Source organism: Ruegeria discodermiae (genome assembly GCF_030758345.1).
Classification (GTDB): domain Bacteria; phylum Pseudomonadota; class Alphaproteobacteria; order Rhodobacterales; family Rhodobacteraceae; genus Ruegeria_C.
The window spans coordinates 1,274,663-1,290,917 of record NZ_JAVAMO010000001.1 but is presented as its reverse complement, the minus strand read 5'-3'; the positions used below and the strand labels follow the sequence as shown (position 1 = coordinate 1,290,917).

Annotated in this window: 16 protein-coding genes and 1 pseudogene; 6 read left to right on the top strand and 11 right to left on the bottom strand. The window is 60.6% G+C overall.

Annotated features, from left to right (window positions below; all coding sequences use genetic code 11):
- Nucleotides 1-13: 13 nt before the first annotated feature.
- Nucleotides 14-1,471 carry a cobyric acid synthase gene (locus tag Q5Y75_RS06605; RefSeq protein ID WP_306195510.1) on the bottom strand — a complete coding sequence of 486 codons (1,458 nt, stop codon included), beginning with the start codon at nucleotides 1,469-1,471 and terminating at the stop codon, nucleotides 14-16.
- Nucleotides 1,472-1,529: 58 nt separating this feature from the next.
- Between Q5Y75_RS06605 and Q5Y75_RS06600 the strand changes: the two genes are divergently transcribed.
- Nucleotides 1,530-2,099, top strand: coding sequence for a cobalamin biosynthesis protein CobQ (locus tag Q5Y75_RS06600; RefSeq protein WP_306195508.1), 570 nt, complete (start codon nucleotides 1,530-1,532; stop codon nucleotides 2,097-2,099).
- Between the two features lie 51 nt (nucleotides 2,100-2,150).
- On the opposite strand, the gene Q5Y75_RS06595 is transcribed toward Q5Y75_RS06600, so the two are convergent.
- Nucleotides 2,151-2,471, bottom strand: coding sequence for a DUF6280 family protein (locus tag Q5Y75_RS06595; RefSeq protein ID WP_306195506.1), 321 nt, complete (start codon nucleotides 2,469-2,471; stop codon nucleotides 2,151-2,153).
- Nucleotides 2,472-2,690: 219 nt separating this feature from the next.
- Here Q5Y75_RS06595 and efp point away from each other — a divergent pair, with 219 nt between their 5' ends.
- Entirely contained in the window at nucleotides 2,691-3,254 is a 564-nt protein-coding gene (gene efp / locus Q5Y75_RS06590; RefSeq protein WP_306195504.1) for an elongation factor P, read from the top strand.
- 118 nt (nucleotides 3,255-3,372) lie between these two features.
- Here efp and Q5Y75_RS06585 read toward each other — a convergent pair whose 3' ends face one another.
- Together Q5Y75_RS06585 and ygfZ are read right to left on the bottom strand one after the other, a co-directional pair.
- On the bottom strand, nucleotides 3,373-4,305 hold the full coding sequence (locus Q5Y75_RS06585) for an ABC transporter transmembrane domain-containing protein (protein ID WP_306195502.1): 933 nt from the start codon (nucleotides 4,303-4,305) through the stop codon (nucleotides 3,373-3,375).
- A gap of 83 nt (nucleotides 4,306-4,388) precedes the next feature.
- Nucleotides 4,389-5,129 (bottom strand): CAF17-like 4Fe-4S cluster assembly/insertion protein YgfZ, encoded by a 741-nt coding sequence (gene ygfZ / locus Q5Y75_RS06580; RefSeq protein WP_306195500.1) that lies wholly within the window; start codon nucleotides 5,127-5,129, stop codon nucleotides 4,389-4,391.
- A 72-nt stretch (nucleotides 5,130-5,201) separates the two neighbouring features.
- On the opposite strand from ygfZ, the gene Q5Y75_RS06575 reads away from it, so the two are divergent.
- Entirely contained in the window at nucleotides 5,202-5,879 is a 678-nt protein-coding gene (locus tag Q5Y75_RS06575) for a TIGR04283 family arsenosugar biosynthesis glycosyltransferase (protein ID WP_306195498.1), read from the top strand.
- Nucleotides 5,880-5,901: 22 nt separating this feature from the next.
- On the opposite strand, the gene Q5Y75_RS06570 is transcribed toward Q5Y75_RS06575, so the two are convergent.
- The 4 genes from Q5Y75_RS06570 to Q5Y75_RS06555 all read right to left on the bottom strand — a co-directional run bounded on the left by Q5Y75_RS06570 (nucleotide 5,902) and on the right by Q5Y75_RS06555 (nucleotide 10,649).
- Nucleotides 5,902-6,663, bottom strand: coding sequence for a hypothetical protein (locus Q5Y75_RS06570; RefSeq protein ID WP_306195496.1), 762 nt, complete (start codon nucleotides 6,661-6,663; stop codon nucleotides 5,902-5,904).
- 917 nt (nucleotides 6,664-7,580) lie between these two features.
- A complete protein-coding gene (gene parE / locus Q5Y75_RS06565; RefSeq protein ID WP_306195494.1) occupies nucleotides 7,581-9,539 on the bottom strand; it encodes a DNA topoisomerase IV subunit B in 1,959 nt (652 codons plus the stop codon).
- Between the two features lie 246 nt (nucleotides 9,540-9,785).
- A complete protein-coding gene (locus tag Q5Y75_RS06560) occupies nucleotides 9,786-10,109 on the bottom strand; it encodes a hypothetical protein (protein ID WP_306195491.1) in 324 nt (107 codons plus the stop codon).
- 111 nt (nucleotides 10,110-10,220) lie between these two features.
- Nucleotides 10,221-10,649 (bottom strand): hypothetical protein, encoded by a 429-nt coding sequence (locus Q5Y75_RS06555; protein WP_306195489.1) that lies wholly within the window; start codon nucleotides 10,647-10,649, stop codon nucleotides 10,221-10,223.
- Nucleotides 10,650-10,882: 233 nt separating this feature from the next.
- Between Q5Y75_RS06555 and Q5Y75_RS06550 the strand changes: the two genes are divergently transcribed.
- Complete coding sequence (locus Q5Y75_RS06550; RefSeq protein WP_306195487.1) at nucleotides 10,883-11,491, top strand: peroxidase-related enzyme; 609 nt, start codon at nucleotides 10,883-10,885, stop codon at nucleotides 11,489-11,491.
- Between the two features lie 6 nt (nucleotides 11,492-11,497).
- Here Q5Y75_RS06550 and Q5Y75_RS06545 read toward each other — a convergent pair whose 3' ends face one another.
- A complete protein-coding gene (locus tag Q5Y75_RS06545; RefSeq protein WP_306195485.1) occupies nucleotides 11,498-12,109 on the bottom strand; it encodes a glutathione S-transferase family protein in 612 nt (203 codons plus the stop codon).
- 15 nt (nucleotides 12,110-12,124) lie between these two features.
- On the bottom strand, nucleotides 12,125-12,994 hold the full coding sequence (locus Q5Y75_RS06540) for an alpha/beta fold hydrolase (RefSeq protein WP_306195483.1): 870 nt from the start codon (nucleotides 12,992-12,994) through the stop codon (nucleotides 12,125-12,127).
- Nucleotides 12,995-13,263: 269 nt separating this feature from the next.
- Between Q5Y75_RS06540 and ppk2 the strand changes: the two genes are divergently transcribed.
- Nucleotides 13,264-14,148, top strand: a complete 885-nt coding sequence (gene ppk2, locus Q5Y75_RS06535) for a polyphosphate kinase 2 (RefSeq protein ID WP_371933233.1) — start codon at nucleotides 13,264-13,266, stop codon at nucleotides 14,146-14,148.
- Between the two features lie 3 nt (nucleotides 14,149-14,151).
- On the opposite strand, the pseudogene Q5Y75_RS06530 reads toward ppk2, so the two are convergent.
- Nucleotides 14,152-14,793: pseudogene (locus Q5Y75_RS06530) on the bottom strand (TIGR02453 family protein).
- 107 nt (nucleotides 14,794-14,900) lie between these two features.
- Here Q5Y75_RS06530 and Q5Y75_RS06525 point away from each other — a divergent pair.
- Entirely contained in the window at nucleotides 14,901-16,250 is a 1,350-nt protein-coding gene (locus Q5Y75_RS06525; protein WP_306195481.1) for an MATE family efflux transporter, read from the top strand.
- Nucleotides 16,251-16,255: the final 5 nt, after the last annotated feature.

Below are 16,255 nucleotides of genomic sequence, written 5' to 3'. Positions count from 1 at the left end.
TGGGGCTGAGCCCCTACCGCCGCGCCGGGCTTTCGGCCAACGCCAGCAGCAGGTCGAGGTCCATGTAGCGCTCCAGATGATCGGCCAGCGCGTCGAGCGTTGCTTCGACACCGTCCTCATAGGCGGTGTCTGAGCTTTGTCCCAGCGACGCCAGATACCCCGCCCGAAACGCATCCGACGAGAAGATACCATGCAGATAGCTGCCGCGGATGCGGCCATTGGCCGAGGCCGCGCCCTCGGGCCGGTCACCGATGGACAGCCATGCACGCGCGCAATCCGGCCCGGCGGTCCGGCCCATGTGAATTTCATAGCCGCGCACCGTTGCGCCGGTCTCCAGCGCAACCGCTTCGGTCAGCTTGACTTGCTTGCGCCCCGCCATCACCGTTTCGACATCCAGCAGGCCCAGACCGGCGACCTTGCCCGGACGGCCATCGACGCCATCGGGGTCGTCGATACTGTGTCCCAGCATCTGATAGCCACCGCACAGGCCCAGAACATGCCCGCCGCGCCGCACATGGGCCAGCAGGTCGATATCCCAGCCCTGGGCGCGGAAATAAGCCAGATCGCCGATCGTGGATTTGCTGCCCGGTAGTAGCACGAGATCGGCATCGCCGGGCAGGGGGCGCCCGCCCGGCACGATCTCGACCGTGATGCCGGCTTCGGCGGCCAGCGGGTCGAGATCGTCGAAATTCGCCATGCGTTCCAATTGCGGCACCACAATCTTGAACGCCCCGCCCGCATGTGAGCGGATGTCCATCATGTCCTCTGCGGGCAGCTTCCAGGCGTCCTCGAACCACGGCACCACACCCAGACAGGGCCAGCCGGTGCGCGCCGCGATGTCGTCACGCCCCTCGTCGAACAGACGGATATCCCCCTTGAAGCGGTTCACCGCAAAACCCCTGATTCGGTCCAGATCGGTCTGATCCAAGACTGCCTGGGTGCCGACAATTTGCGCGATCACGCCACCACGGTGGATATCGCCCACCAGTACTACGGGAACCCCTGCCGCGCAGGCAAAGCCCATATTGGCAATGTCGCCTGCGCGCAGGTTGGTCTCTGCCGGGCTGCCTGCGCCCTCGATCAGCACCAGATCGGCATCGCTGCAAAGCCGGTCGAAGCTCTCCAACGCAGCCGCCAGCAGGCTGGATTTGTCCTTGCGGTAATCGGCGGCTTTCAGGGTGCCGCGCCGTTGGCCCTGAACGATCACCTGCGCGCCGGTATCGGTTTCGGGTTTCAGCAGGATCGGGTTCATATCCGTATGCGGCGCGCGAAACGCCGCCCGCGCCTGCAGCGCCTGCGCACGCCCGATCTCGCCGCCCTCCGCCGTCACGGCGGCATTGTTTGACATGTTCTGCGGCTTGAACGGGGCAACCCGCAGCCCGCGCCGGGCATAGGCGCGCGCCAGCCCGGCCACCAGCATGGATTTCCCGACATTGCTGCCAGTGCCCTGAATCATGATGGACTTGACCATGGCCCGCCTCCTAACGTGGCCCGCAGATGACCTGATTTGCGCCCCGAGGAAAAGCCCCATGAACACGCCTGCGCATCTTTTGATCGGTGCCGCCGTCTTTGGGCGGGGGCAGGGCCGTCGGGTGATGGCTGCGGCGCTTCTGGGGGCATTGGCGCCGGATGCGTCGCTTTATGTGATGGCGCTTTGGGCGCTCCATGTGCAGGGCATCCCACCGCAAGTGGTGTTTGACGAGCTTTATTTCTCGCCCGCCTGGCAGAGCGTCTTTGCCATCGACAACAGTTTCGTTCTCTGGGGGCTGTTGATGACGGTTGCGCTGATCCGGCGCAGTCCGGTTCTGATCGCTTTTGCCGGTGCCGCGCTTTTGCATCTGGCGACGGATTTCGTGCTGCATGCCGGGGATGGGCGGCCGCAATTCTGGCCGCTTACGAACTGGGTCTTCGACAGCCCGGTCAGCTATTGGGACAGCACCCATCACTCGCTTTGGGTGGCGCCAGTGGTGGCCCTTGCCTGCTGTCTGGCGTTCTGGAGCCTGTGGCGCGGCGGTCTGGGGCCGGTTGGCGTGGCTGTCTTTGGTCTGATGCTGGCGGCCGAGCTCTGGACGGCGCGGCAGTGGATTTTGTTCTTCTGACGAAAAACGCGCCCCGTGGGGCGCGCTTTTTCAACCTTGAGGAGATTGCGATCAGGCCGCTTCTGCCTGCTGCGCTGCATTGCGGCGCTCGCTCTCTTCGCGCGATAGCGCGACGGATGTGCGCACCCCGCGACCGACGAATTCCATCAGGCCACCCACGACTCGTTCGTTCGGATCGATCCCGGCGCAGCTCAGAACTTCGCGCCCATCGCGCGAGCGTGCCCAGCGGGCGATCTGCTCAGGACCATTGCCGTACTTCTTGTCGTCGGCTATGGCGTCGTCCAATGCGGCCAATACGACAGCCGCGAAAAGTTTGCGTGCACGATTGCCTTGCTCGTTGTTAAAGGCGGTGCCGTCAACGAAATCTTGCATCTCGTCTTCCTTGTTGTTCTTGCTCTTGCATTTTTCGGCGTAGCGTTGCTTATGACTGATCAGACTCGATTCGGGTACCCCAGAAGTGCATAAGAGCATTGCGCTGAGTGCATGGCTCGCTGCATGTGCAGCACAAGGTATCGTTGTCTTGCCTGTGTCCTTTGCGCCAGATATAGGAGCGCGAAACAAGGCATCAACCGTATGTGAAGGATTTAAGTCATGCCCAAGATCAACGGAAACGAAATCCGGCCGGGCAACGTGCTGGAGCATAATGGCGGGCTCTGGGCTGCGGTCAAGGTCGACCATGTGAAGCCAGGAAAGGGCGGCGCCTTTGCTCAGGTCGAACTGCGCAACCTGCGCAACGGCTCGAAACTGAATGAACGCTTCCGGTCTGCTGACAAGGTCGAGCGTGTGCGCCTGGAGCAGAAAGATCAGCAATTTCTCTATGAAAACGATGGGATGCTGGTCTTCATGGACACGGAAACCTATGAGCAGGTCGAGGTCCCGGCCGAGTTGCTGGGCGACCGCCGCCCCTTCCTGCAGGATGGTATGACCATTGTGGTCGAGTTCTACGAAGCCGAGGCGCTGAACGCCACGGTGCCGCAAAAAGTCACCTGCCAGATCGTCGAGACCGAACCGGTGGTCAAGGGGCAGACTGCGGCAAACTCCTTCAAACCCGCGATCCTCGACAATGGTGTCAAGATCATGGTTCCCCCCTTTGTTGGGCAGGATGAAATGATCGTCGTGAACACCGAGACCATGGAATATTCCGAACGCGCGTAACGCGGCGTCACAACGGAACCAACCAAATACTCGCCAACCGCCCGGCAGCTGGCGCGTGTTCATTGGGCTTTTGCACAAACATTTCAGATCAGGCCGCGCCTTGACCGACTCGCGGCTGTCACGGTTTGGCCGGTTTCCCAGCCGATGGCGACGGGGGCAGAATCTCACGCAACAGGTCGAACTTGATCCTGTTGGCGCTGACCTGCCGGTAAAAGGCGATCAGGAACGCGGTGGGGGCCTGAATGCGGGTGAGGCCCACTGTGGCTGCCACCACGGTGCCCACATCCGTGCGCCCGTCCAGGACCAGCCAGCCGCCCAGCATCAGCACCGCAACCGTACCAAGGCCGTTAATGACGCTCAGCAGGAACTTGCTGGACAGTTTCCAGATGAAGATCCGCCGACGAGTGTCATAGATGCGGTCGAACTCGGCCAGAATGGCGGCCTTGACCTCTTTGGACTGCTCGGCGCTCAGGCGGTCGGTCGAGGCGCGTAGCACATGCACCCGCTCGGCAATGAAGCGGTTCACGTGGGTTTGTGAATAGATCACGATCAGAATCTGGGGCGCGATCATCATCAGCGCGATCAGCCCCAGCATCGGCTGGGTCGAGGCGATATAGCCGATCACGCTGATCAAGGTGCCGATCTGCACCACCGGCTCGGAAAAGGCGCTTCCGGCGAATTTGCCCAACTCTTCGGCCTCAGCCGAGATTGCGGTGGTCAGCGTGCCCTGACGCCCCTTAGTGCGGCCCGGAATGTCGGTCCGCTCCAGCAGCCGTGCCCGGATCAGGCGGATCGTATCCTCACCCAAAGTGCTGGCGCGGTACCCCATGATCCATTTCAGCAGCAGGCTCAGCAGGATTGCCGCCATCATCCCTGCGCCCAGCAGCAACAGCTTTTCCTTCTCCAGCGTGTTTGCGGTCAGCAGGTTGATGATGTTCTTCTGAAAATCCAGCGGGACAGCCGCCAGCCCGGCGATGGCCAGCGACAACAGGATCAGAACGATCTGCCGCCCGGAACTGACCCGCCAGATCGCGGTATAGAGCTGAAGCATCTTCGTCCCTCAAACACGCGTCTGCATAGTGTGCGAAGAAACCGATCCAAACTCAAACCTTGAATGCGGCAAGGGCTGTGGGGTCAGGCCTGATCCATCCGGACCCGGGCCGCGCCCGCGCTCAGATCGTTTTTGGCGCGGTCAAAGCGCAGATAGGCCATGGCGCGGTTGCCGGACCGGGTAAAGAGCGTTCCGGCGGGCTTACCATCGGCGGTGATCGCGGTTCCGGGTTCGGCCTCGCCATCGATATCGACCAGGCAAAGCCCCTTGCGCAGCGCTGTCTTGTGCTTCATCCGCGCAGTCACTTCCTGACCGACATAACAGCCTTTCTTGAAATCCACGCCATTGAGCGCCTCGAACCCGGATTCCAGGATATAGCTGTCCGGTGTCAACTCGACCCCGGTTTCGGGGATGCAATGGGCCACGCGAATCGCATCCCAATCGCTGCCATCATCGCTTTCCTCCACCTCGGAGTAGTGCCGCCAGCCAAGATCTGCATGGCGCGGGTCGGGCAGGGCACCCTCGGGGGCAGGGCCGGTGCCGCGCTGCAGGTTCAGCGCGCTCTCGGCGATCTGCACATCGGCGCGCAGCTTGTACATGCTCAGGCGTTTGAACAGCATGTCACCGAGGATTTCCGCCACATCCAGCAGGATAGTGTCACCTTGCCGGACAAGGAAGAAATCGGCGATATACTTGCCCTGCGGCGTCAGAAGCGCGGCATAGACCAGCCCGTGCTCCAGCCCCTTCATATCGTTGGTGACAAGGCCTTGTAGAAAATCCGTAGCGTCAGAACCGGTAATCATCAGGATGCGGCGGGTGGACATCTGGGGTTCCTCGTCTAGGGTCTGGCCCCCGTGATATAGGACAACCCCGCCCGGGCACCAGAGGAGAAGCACATGGCGGCCAAGATCAGCATCGTGATCCCGACGCTCAACGCCGGTGACAGCCTGCCAACCTGTCTGGAGGCCCTGATCGAAGGGCTGACGACCGGGTTGATCCGCGAGCTGATCGTGACCGATGGCGGCTCGCAGGATGTCACTTGCGCCATCGCGGATGAGGCCGGGGCGCATCTGGTGAGCGGGCCTGCCTCGCGCGGGGGGCAGCTGCGGCGCGGCTGTGCAGAGGCCCGGGCTGATTGGCTGCTGGTCCTGCATGCCGATACGGTACTGGAGCGGGGCTGGTCGCAGGTTGTCGGCGAACATATCGAGGGGTCGGGGCAGGGGGCTTATTTCCGGCTTGCCTTCCGTGCCGGTGGATTTGCCCCGGCGTGGGTTGCGGGCTGGGCCAATCTGCGCTCGCGGCTGTTCGGGTTGCCCTATGGCGATCAGGGCCTGCTGGTGCGGCGCGCGGTCTATGAGCGCGTCGGCGGCTATCCCGATCAGCCGCTGATGGAGGATGTGGCGCTGGTGCGCGCCCTGCCACGGCTGACGGGCCTGCCCGTGCGCGCGACAACCAGCGCCAAACGATACGCCAAGGCTGGATGGCTCCGGCGCGGGGCGCGCAACCTCTGGACGCTGACACGGTATTTTGCCGGTGCCGATCCACAAAAGCTGGCCGAGAGCTACCGGCGCTGAAAAGGTGTTTCCAAGCGGCGCTTCAGCGTAACTCCACCACGGATTTTCCCAACCGGAAGGGTGCGGCGAAGCTCACAAGGCACAGCGCGATGATCTGCAGGATCAGGATATGCGCATTGGCCTGCAGGTATTCCCATTCATCCTTCAGCTTGCCCACCTGTTCCACCAGATCGTCATAGGCCTGCGCCAAGATCAGGTAATCCCCGGCGATCGCGGGCACTTTGCGGCGCATATTGTCCACCGCTGCCTGTGTGTCGTCATCCAGCGTGGTGAAGACCAGAAACTGATCGGGGTCAAAGGCATCGGCCTGCGCCATCATGCCCTTCATCCCGTCCATGTCATCCTCGTCGCGCCCGCCAAACAGAAAGTTCAGCCCCTGCAGCGGCGCGACCTCGTCGGTGACGGCGATGAACAGCGGCAGGTCGGCATTGCTGGCGGTGGAGGCGGACAGGAACTCGACCTTTTCGCACAGAACCCCGGTATCGGGGTCATAGGCCGGGTCGCAAAAGCGCAGGCGGAACCGGGCGGCGTCGCGGTCAAAGGCCAGCGTGGCGGCATAGGCCACATCGATCTGCCGGTCGAGGCGCGAGCTGTCCGAGACATAAAGCCCCGCAATAATCGCCGTCAGCGCGCCAATCCCGCCGAGCAGCACCCAGACCAGATCGGCCAGCTTCCAGGCCCGGTGCCCAGCGGGTTTGCGAAACAGGAACCCGGTGCCGATACAGCCCCCCAGAAAGAAGAGCAGAAGCAGGGCCAGTTGGTTTTCGGCGATGAAAGAGGTCATGGGGGGAGTCTATGCACGCCTAGCCCACACGCAACAGCCCTCACGCATTTGTCGTCAAGATTTCAAATGGATGGGAGAGCGGCTGATCCAACCAATGCGAAATTCCTTGAATTTCGCACGCGCCCGACCCGCCCCACAGGGCGGGCGCGTTCCGCACCCACCCTCGGGCCGGGCGCGAGGGGCGTGTTGCCCGGTTAGGGGGCACGCACCTTCGTGACGGCTTGGTAGGATGAAGTATGGGTTGAGAACCCGCGCTACAGCTTGCTGGTCAAATCCAGCCGCTTACCTACTTCTCATCTGTGGAGAAGTCTTTGACTGTTCGCCTAATTTCTAGTTTGGGTCGTCGAGACTTTATCTCGCTGGATCTGTCAAAAAGTTGAAAAATCAAACCAATAGAGTTGTTTAGGAAAACATACCGAGGACTGTCGGATTCTTGGTTTCTTGTTGCAAAATCTAGAGATCTACAACGGTCGGCGATTGCCGGCGTATCGAACTTCAGCCTACGAATATGTGCAAAGTCATTTCGGACTTTGCGTTTGATGTTCAATGCCAGCTGTTCTTCTTTGGAAACAATGCCAAGTTAATATGAGAGGTCTATTCTTGACGAGAATGTTGCAAGAGGACCATTTCCTGAAAAGCATTCTCTCTCTTTGTCATGATTTTGAAAAAGAGCGAATAACAGATCTTTTAGAAGGCCATCGAGTACGGTTGCCGCAACAATCGCGGCTCCCCGATCGCTCTCATGTTGAAGCTCGTCTAGTACTTCACCAAGGGCATCGTATTGGCCAAGTTGGTCCCCAACTATCTTCCATGAGCCGATTTTGTCATAGGGTTGCTTGAAGAATGCTACTAGGACTTCAGGAGGTTTGGGCATCAGAAACTAACTATTATGTTGGCGGAAAGTCCATGACTCGCCCTCATACATCCAACTCCTCCACAAACCGCGCGTTCTCCTGAATGTATTGGAAGCGAAGTTCGGGTTTTTTGCCCATCAGGCGTTCGACGAGGTCTCCGGTCTCTCCTGGTTCGTCCTCGTCGATGGTGACGCGGATCAGTTTGCGGCTCTCGGGGTCCATCGTGGTTTCCTTGAGGTCCTTGGCGTCCATCTCACCCAGACCCTTGAAGCGGGACACATCGATCTTGCCCTTGCCGCCCAGCCCTTTCTCCAGCCACGCGTCCCGCTCGGGCTCGTCCAGGCAATAGACCCGTTTGGCGCCTTGGGTCAGGCGGTAGAGGGGCGGGCAGGCTAGATACAGGTGGCCCGCGTCGATCATCGGCCGCATCTGGGTGAAGAAGAAGGTCATCAGGAGCGAGGCGATATGCGCGCCGTCCACATCCGCGTCGGTCATGATGATGACCTTGTCATAGCGCAGATCGTCGATGTTGAACTTGGTGCCCAGCCCCACGCCAAGCGCCTGCGTCAGGTCGCTGATCTCGGCATTGCTGCCCAGTTTCGAACTGGCCGCGCCCAGCACGTTCAGGATCTTGCCCCTGAGCGGCAGCAGCGCCTGGTTCTTGCGGTTGCGGGCCATTTTGGCCGAGCCGCCCGCTGAATCCCCCTCGACGATGAATAATTCGGTGCCGTCGCGTGTTGAACTAGAGCAATCCACCAGCTTGCCGGGAAGGCGGAGTTTCTTTGTGGCGGATTTGCGTTGTGTTTCCTTCTCGGCCCTGCGGCGCAGGCGTTCCTCGGCCCTGAGCACCAGAAAGTCGAGGATTGCCCCCGCGGATTTGGTATCGGCGGCGAGCCAGTTGTCGAAATGGTCGCGGACGGAATTTTCCACCAGCCGCTGCGCCTCGACCGTGGCAAGGCGGTCCTTGGTCTGGCCGACGAATTCCGGCTCGCGGATGAAACACGAGACCAGCGCGCAGCCGCCGGTGATCAGGTCGTCGCGGGTGATTTGGGTGGCCTTCTTATTGTTGACCAACTCGCCATAGGCCTTGATCCCCTTGAGGATCGCGGCCCAGAAGCCTGCCACATGGGTGCCCCCCTCGGGCGTGGGAACAGTGTTACAATAGGACTGGATGAACCCGTCGCGCGAGGGCGTCCAGTTGATCGCCCATTCGACCTTGCCGGGGGTGTTGAACTTATCCTGAAAGTCCACGGTGCCCGCGAAAGGCTGCTCGGCATAGGTGGAGGAGCCGTTCATCGATTCCTTGAGGTAATCGCTGAGCCCGCCGGGGAAGTGGAACGTGGCTTCGGTCGGGGTCTCGCCATCGTCGATGGCCGATTTCCAGCGAATCTCGACGCCCGAGAACAGGTAGGCCTTGGAGCGGATGGATTTGAACAGGCGGGCGGGTTTGAATTTGTGATGGCCGAAAATCTCGGCATCAGCATGGAAGGTCACGGTGGTGCCGCGCCGATTGGGGGCCGCGCCAACCTTTTCCACCGGGCCAAGGGGCGTGCCGCGCGAGAAGCGCTGTTCAAAGAGCTGCTTGTCGCGCGCCACCTGCACGACCATGGAATCGCTGAGCGCATTGACCACCGAGGCCCCCACGCCATGCAGACCGCCCGAGGTCTGGTACGCCTTGCCCGAAAACTTTCCGCCCGCGTGCAGGGTGCAGAGGATCACCTCAAGTGCTGATTTGTCAGGGAATTTTGGGTGCGGGTCGATCGGAATGCCGCGTCCGTTGTCACGCACGGTGAGGGCATAATCGGCATGCAGTTCCACCTCGATCCGGTTGGCATGGCCCGCGACGGCCTCATCCATCGAGTTGTCGAGGATTTCAGCCACCATATGGTGCAGCGCGCGCTCATCCGTGCCGCCGATATACATGCCCGGTCGCTTGCGCACGGGTTCCAGCCCTTCGAGCACCTCGATGGAGGAGGCGTCATAAGTGGTGGAGGCGCTTGGCGTCAAAAGATCTTCGGGCATGTCACCTGCTCTTGTTCTTGAGTTTTCCATATTATGGCAGGTGATGTGGTCCGGGGGAAGGGGGACGCGAGGTGTTGTGGATAAGCGGCGCTTGCTTCCTGCTCTGGAAGGTTTCATCCGATGCCAAGTCGGAACCGTCAGACGGGCAAAGTCGGCATCGACATTCGCTCATAGATAGCTTCCATCAACACAGGCAAGGACCAGACGTTTTGCCTTGCACCCCGGGGACGAACAGCAGACCGATTTTCAAAGCGTTTCAACGATCGTGATCGTGCCAACCGCAGAGACTATGAAGCTCGCGACAAACGAGGCGCAGACGGGGGTCGTACCACCTTGTGCTCTAAGGAGGTCCTCTTCGCCAATCTCTCCCTCTGACGGAGCTGCCGGAATGCAGACATGTCTCAGTTTTTCTGAATCACGAACAACTTTGATCTCCACGTCGTCGTCGGTGACGAAACCATGAGGCTTCAACGCGGACTTGGGATCTGCCAGCAGTTCCTGAGCGAATGCCTCATCGCTCCAGATTTCGTGAATGAGGTTTTTGCCTGCAGTCATGCTTTTATGTTCCATTTCTCTCTCCTTGACTATTTGACATTCAGGCCGGGGCGGGCGCAGAGCGCATTCAGCAAGACCTGATGACGCAGCCCGCTTCCGACGGTCTTCAAAGCGGCGCAGCCGGTGTTAGAGTTTTGTAGTCTCTTGATAGATTTGTGCCGAGAAAACGCTCACCATCGCGCCGCCTACCGCCGACAGGCAAACCAGGGTTGTTCCTCCCTGCGCGCCCATCAGATCGACTTCGCTGATCTCTCTTTCAGTCGGTGCAGCGGGGATATGCACATGGGCGATCTGATCGGTGTCACGAACGACCCTGAGGTCGACATCACCGGGAACAAAACCGCCCATCTGTTCAATGGCGGCCTTTGGGTTGCGCATCAAGGTTTCGGCATATTCCTGATCCGTCCAGACCTTGAAGAGAAACTCATCCGAGTTGTCCGCGATCACGACTTTGGTTCTCAAATTTGACATAATTTCTGGCTCCCTTCTTTTGGTTATTGGGCCGGTTGCTTTGCTCGAACTGCCGCGAGAAGTGTTGGGCATCACGCGCGTCATCCGCTGCGATCCGGCATGGCCAAGAGATGGAGACTGCGGTTGAAGAGCGAATTTGCGATCGCGTTAAGTTTTTCTAACAAACCGTTTTCAAGCTGCGGGCCGATTGATCCGGTGCTGTTTCAGTCACGATTGCGAGCTGCCGGTCGCAGTATCGGTATTGTATACAGACCCGAGGCTGTGCGTGAAAAGAACAACCTTGTAGACCTATGATGTCCACCAACGGAGAAACTCATATGAGCTGGATCAGAACCATCCCGTTTGACGAAGCCACCGGCAAACTCAGGCGGCTATACGAGCGGGTGACCGGGCCGGGCAACAATGTGGACAACATCATGATGGCCCATTCCCTGCGCCCGCATTCGATGGAAGGGCATATGGGCCTCTACAAGAATGTGCTGCACCATTCGGGTAACAGCCTGCCGAAATGGTTTCTTGAGGTGTTGGGGGTCTGGGTCAGCGCGCTCAATGGCTGCGCCTATTGTGTGGAGCATCATTTTCTTGGCTTGCAACGCCTACTCGGGGATGCGGGCAGCGGGGATGCCATTCGCGCCGCCATCGAGGCGCGCGCGCCCGATGAAGCCCCGCTGGAGCCTGCACAGATCGCCGCGATGGCGTATGCGCGGAAATTGACGCTCAGCCCGGCGGAGATGGTCGAGGCGGATGTCACCGCGCTGCGAGAGGCGGGGTTTGATGACGGTCAGATATTGGAAATCAACCAGGTCACCGCTTATTTTTCTTATGCCAACCGGACGGTTCTGGGTCTGGGCTGTTCGACCGTTGGGGATGATCTGGGGCTGTCGCCCGGAAACTCCGACGATCCCGACGATTGGGGGCATCGCTAGAAACGTTCAGCCTTCGCCGCCCGCTATTAATGCGCGCTGATAGGCGGGACGCGCGCGCATGGCTTTGGAAAAAGAGGCAACGTTGGGAAACTCTTTTTCCTGATCCAAGCGGGCGAGAGCACCGGCGGGAAAGCTCAGCATGATGTCCACGGCGGACAGTTCATCCAGCACGAAATGGCCCGAGGGGCGCAGCAGGCTTTCCATATAGCTGAAATGGTTGGTCAATTCCTGCTCGATCCGGGGATGCAGCGGCGCGCCAGCCTCGCCCAGAAGACCCACATAGAGGTTCAGAAGGAGCGGCGTCATCATTGAGCCTTCAGCGAAATGCATCAATTCCAGATGCCGGATATACGCCTCGGTTCCCTGCTCTGGCATCATATGCGGGCCATATCGGGCACAGATGATTTCGACAATCGCGCCGGATTCGGTGATTTTCTGTCCCTCGATTTCGACCACCGGAGATTTTCCCAACGGGTGGATGGCTCGCAGCTCCGGTGGCGCGAGGTGGGTGGTCTTGTCACGCTGGTAGCGGATCACCTCATAAGGCAGGTCCAGCTCTTCGAGCAGCCAGAGCACACGTTGCGAACGTGATTGGTTCAGGTGGTGCAGTTTGATCATGGGAAGGTCCTCGGATCAGAGCCAGCCGCGGATGGCCTCTGCCACGGCTCTCGGGTTTTGATGGTGCAACCAATGATCGGTGCCGGGGATATCGATGCGGGTCAGATCGGTCGCAAACTCTTTCAGTCCCTCGGTTGCCTCGGGCAGCAGTGCCGTGTCATTGCAGCCCCAGATCAGCAGATGCGGGCAGCGCACATGCAACCGGTCCAGCGGTAGGGCAGGCGGATCGGGCAGGGGCTGGCCGGGCTGGGCAAGTTTCAGGGGCGAGGCGCGGTACCAGTTGAGCATCCCGTCCAGCCGTCCCGGCCGGGCCCATTCGGTGCGGTAAGCGGCAAGCCGGTCCTCGGTCATCCAGGCATGACCCATGCCATGCTGAACGAACCTCTCAAGCTTGGCGAAGTTGTTTTCGGAAAATGCCTCCGTTGCCTCGGGCTTGCGCAGCACGTCAATATACTGTGACGCGGCACATTGCGCGCCGCCTGCGGCCAGCGCCCGCTGGAACGGGACGGGATGCACGCCATTCGCAATGATCAGCTGCGATACGAGCTCGGGCCGGAACATGGCCAGCCCATAGGCCACCGACGCGCCCCAGTCGTGACCCAGCACAATAACCGGGCCGCCGATCTGCTCGATCAGCGCCTCCATGTCCGATACCAGCGCCGAAGTCGTATAATGCTGGATGCCGGGGGGCGCCCAGCTTTGACCATATCCGCGCTGATCGGGGGCGATGCAGAAAAAACGGTCTGCCAGGTGCGGGGTCAGATCGGACCAAGCGCCGCCATATTCGGGAGACCCGTGCAGCATCAGCAGCGGCGGCAGGGTCGGGTCGCCCCATCGCCGCAGAAAGAACTGCTGACCGTTGAGGGTAACCGTCTGACTGTCCATCGCATGCTCCGCTTTTGCGCTCAGTCAAACAGGCATCAGACCCGAAAGGAAACCCGCCTTGGGTCCTATCGGCGCGTTCTGTCGGGCCATTGCTGGTCATGTGACAGTTTTTTGACACTGATCAAGGCGGCCCCACTGCAGTTTCGTTATTCTGCCGCAATAGCGTGACAGGAGGGATTTAAGTGGCTCAAGCAAACCGGACAGAAACACCAACGCCAGTCAATAACGGGGCCGCCGCCGGTATTGCTGCAGTCGCAAAAGGTGCGGCAATCAAAGCGCCCGAGAAGGCATCCACTGCGCCAAGCCCCGAGGAGGTGAGGGAAGCTTTTGAAAGCGGCAAATACCCCTACAGCAAGAAACTGCCCCGCCGCCAGTATGAGGCTGAAAAGGCCAAGTTGCAGGCCGAGCTGCTGAAGGTGCAGCACTGGGCACAAGAGACCGGTCAGAAATTCGCGCTGATCTTCGAGGGCCGCGATGCGGCAGGCAAGGGTGGTACGATCAAGCGGTTCATGGAGCACCTGAACCCGCGCGCAGCCCGTGTCGTCGCCCTGAACAAACCCACCGAAGAGGAGAGCGGCCAGTGGTACTTCCAGCGCTATGTGCGTGAGCTACCGACTTCGGGCGAAATGGTGTTCTTCGACCGCTCCTGGTATAACCGTGCCGGCGTTGAGCGGGTGATGGGGTTCTGTGGACCCAATGAATATCTCGAATTCATGCGCCAGGCCCCCGATCTGGAGCGGATGCTGGTCCGCTCGGGGATACGGTTCTACAAATACTGGTTCTCGGTGACCCGCCCCGAGCAGAAGAACCGCTTCAAAAGCCGCGAGACCGACCCGTTGAAACAGTGGAAGCTGTCGCCCATCGACAAGGCGAGCCTGGGCAAATGGGACGACTACACCGAGGCGAAAGAGGCGATGTTCTTCTACACTGACACCGCTGATGCCCCCTGGACCATCATCAAGTCAAACGACAAGAAGCGCGCGCGGTTGAACTGCATGCGCCATTTCCTGTCGACGCTCGAGTATCCGGGTAAGGATTATGATCTGGTCGACGCGCTGGACCCGCTGATCGTGGGGCATGCAAACCATGTCATCCATCAGTCGGAACACATCCTTGGCACAGCGCTGCATCCCGAGGCGCGCAAGGGAAGCTGAGGCTCAGAAGATCGCCTCGAATCTGTCCAGCAAAGGCCTGAGCTTTTGGTGAGTGGCGCGGATGGCGGTGAGCGGAGAGGCAGATTCTGCCTCTTCCAGATCATGCCAGACGCTCAGGGATTTGCGACGCAGCAACGTGCCCTGAATGTGGTCCTTGTCGTATGGGGCGGGCACGCGCTTGAGTTCCGGGTCGCCGATCCGCATGCCAAGGGCTGTGAGGCGGTCCAGTTCCGCCTGCAGATTCGCTCCGTGATCGCCATCCACAGCGGCCCGCCAGACGGGCAGGGCCGTCTTGTCGAACCCCATGACACCGGCCCCGACGCTGACATAACCCAGCCCGATCCCGAAAAACAGCGCCGGGCACGGCTTGCTGTCTGTGGGCAGCGACCAGAGCATATGCAGATGGGTGTGATAAGGCGTCTTGTCCTTGGAAAAGCGCACATCGCGGTGCGGGCGGAAAAGCTTGGTCTCGGTCCCCGGACCAAGATCTGCGGCGACGATATCGAGGAGCGCCAGCGCAGGCGCTTTCATCTATTCCTCGTAGCTTGGCTTATGCTCCAGAAACCAGTCGCGCGTATTGTTGTCGGCCAGTTCCGACAGAAAACGGCGGGCGTCGGGAATGAGCGTGTCGAATGGGTCTGACATCGGGGCCTCCGGTCTCAGCGATCAAATGCTGATCCGACTGTGCGGGTGTCATCCTGTCTCTTGCAAGTGGCAAAGGCCCGCCATATGGCTGTCGGATGAGTCCCACAATGACATATGGCGGCCATGTACGCGCGATTGCCCTGCTTGGGCTGCCGCTGATCGGCGGGCATCTGGCGCAATTTGCCATCGGCCTGACCGATACTGTCATGCTGGGCTGGTACGGGGTTCAGGCGCTGGCTGCGGTCACGCTGGGCGGTAGCTATTTCTTCGTGCTGTTTCTGCTGGGCGCGGGTTTTGCCATGGCCGTGATGCCGATGGTCGCCACCGCCGCCGCCGAAGAAGACGAGACCAGCATCCGCCGCGTCACGCGGATGGGGCTGTGGCTGTCGCTGCTGTTCTTTGCGATCGCCTCGCCGCTCTTGTGGTGGTCCTATCCGATCCTTCTGCTGATGGGGCAGGAGCCCGCGGTGGCCGAGACCGCCGCGACCTATCTGCGGGTTGCGGGCTGGGGCCTGCTGCCTGCACTGCTGGTGATGGTGTTGAAGTCTTATCTGGCGGCGCTGGAACGCACGCAGATCGTGTTCTGGATCACGATTGCTGCAGCCATCACCAATGGCCTGACCAATTACGCGCTGATCTTCGGCAATTGGGGCGCGCCCGAGCTTGGCGTGACCGGCGCCGCCATCGCCTCGGTTGTCACGCAGATGGTCTCGCTACTGGCCGTGGTGGTCTATGCGGTGCGGGTCCTGCCCGAGCATGAGCTGTTCCGCCGCTTCTGGCGGCCTGACTGGGAGATGTTCGCGCGGGTCTTCCGGCTGGGTGTGCCCATCGGCCTGACCATGCTGAGCGAGGTGACGATGTTTGCCTCTTCCGCCGTGATGATGGGCTGGCTGGGGGCGATACCGCTGGCCGCACATGGCATCGCGCTGCAACTGGCCTCGGCCACCTTCATGGTGCATCTGGGGCTGAGCAATGCGGCGACAATCCGGGCGGGCAACGCCTATGGCCGCAAGGACCGTGCCCATCTGGCGCGTGGAGCCCTGGTCGTCACGATCATGTCGCTTATGATTTCTGCTGTGGCGGTGATGCTGTTCCTGGTCTTTCCCGAGCAGTTGATTTCGCTATTCATGGAATCCGACGATCCACAGCGTGGGCAGATCCTGCTGATCGGCACCGGGCTGCTGGCCGTGGCGGCACTGTTCCAGACCGTGGATGGCGCTCAGGTGATCGCGCTGGGCGTGTTGCGTGGGGTCCAGGACACCACCGGCCCGATGGTGATCGCGGCGCTCAGTTACTGGTTGGTCGGCATCCCCGCTTCCTACATTCTGGGCTTTCAGATGGGCTGGGGCGGCGTTGGCGTCTGGAGCGGGCTCGTCCTCGGCCTCGCCTGTGCGGCAGTGCTGCTGATGGCGCGATTCTGGGGCCGGACGATCAACAGGGTCGGGGCGTTGGCGTGAGGTTT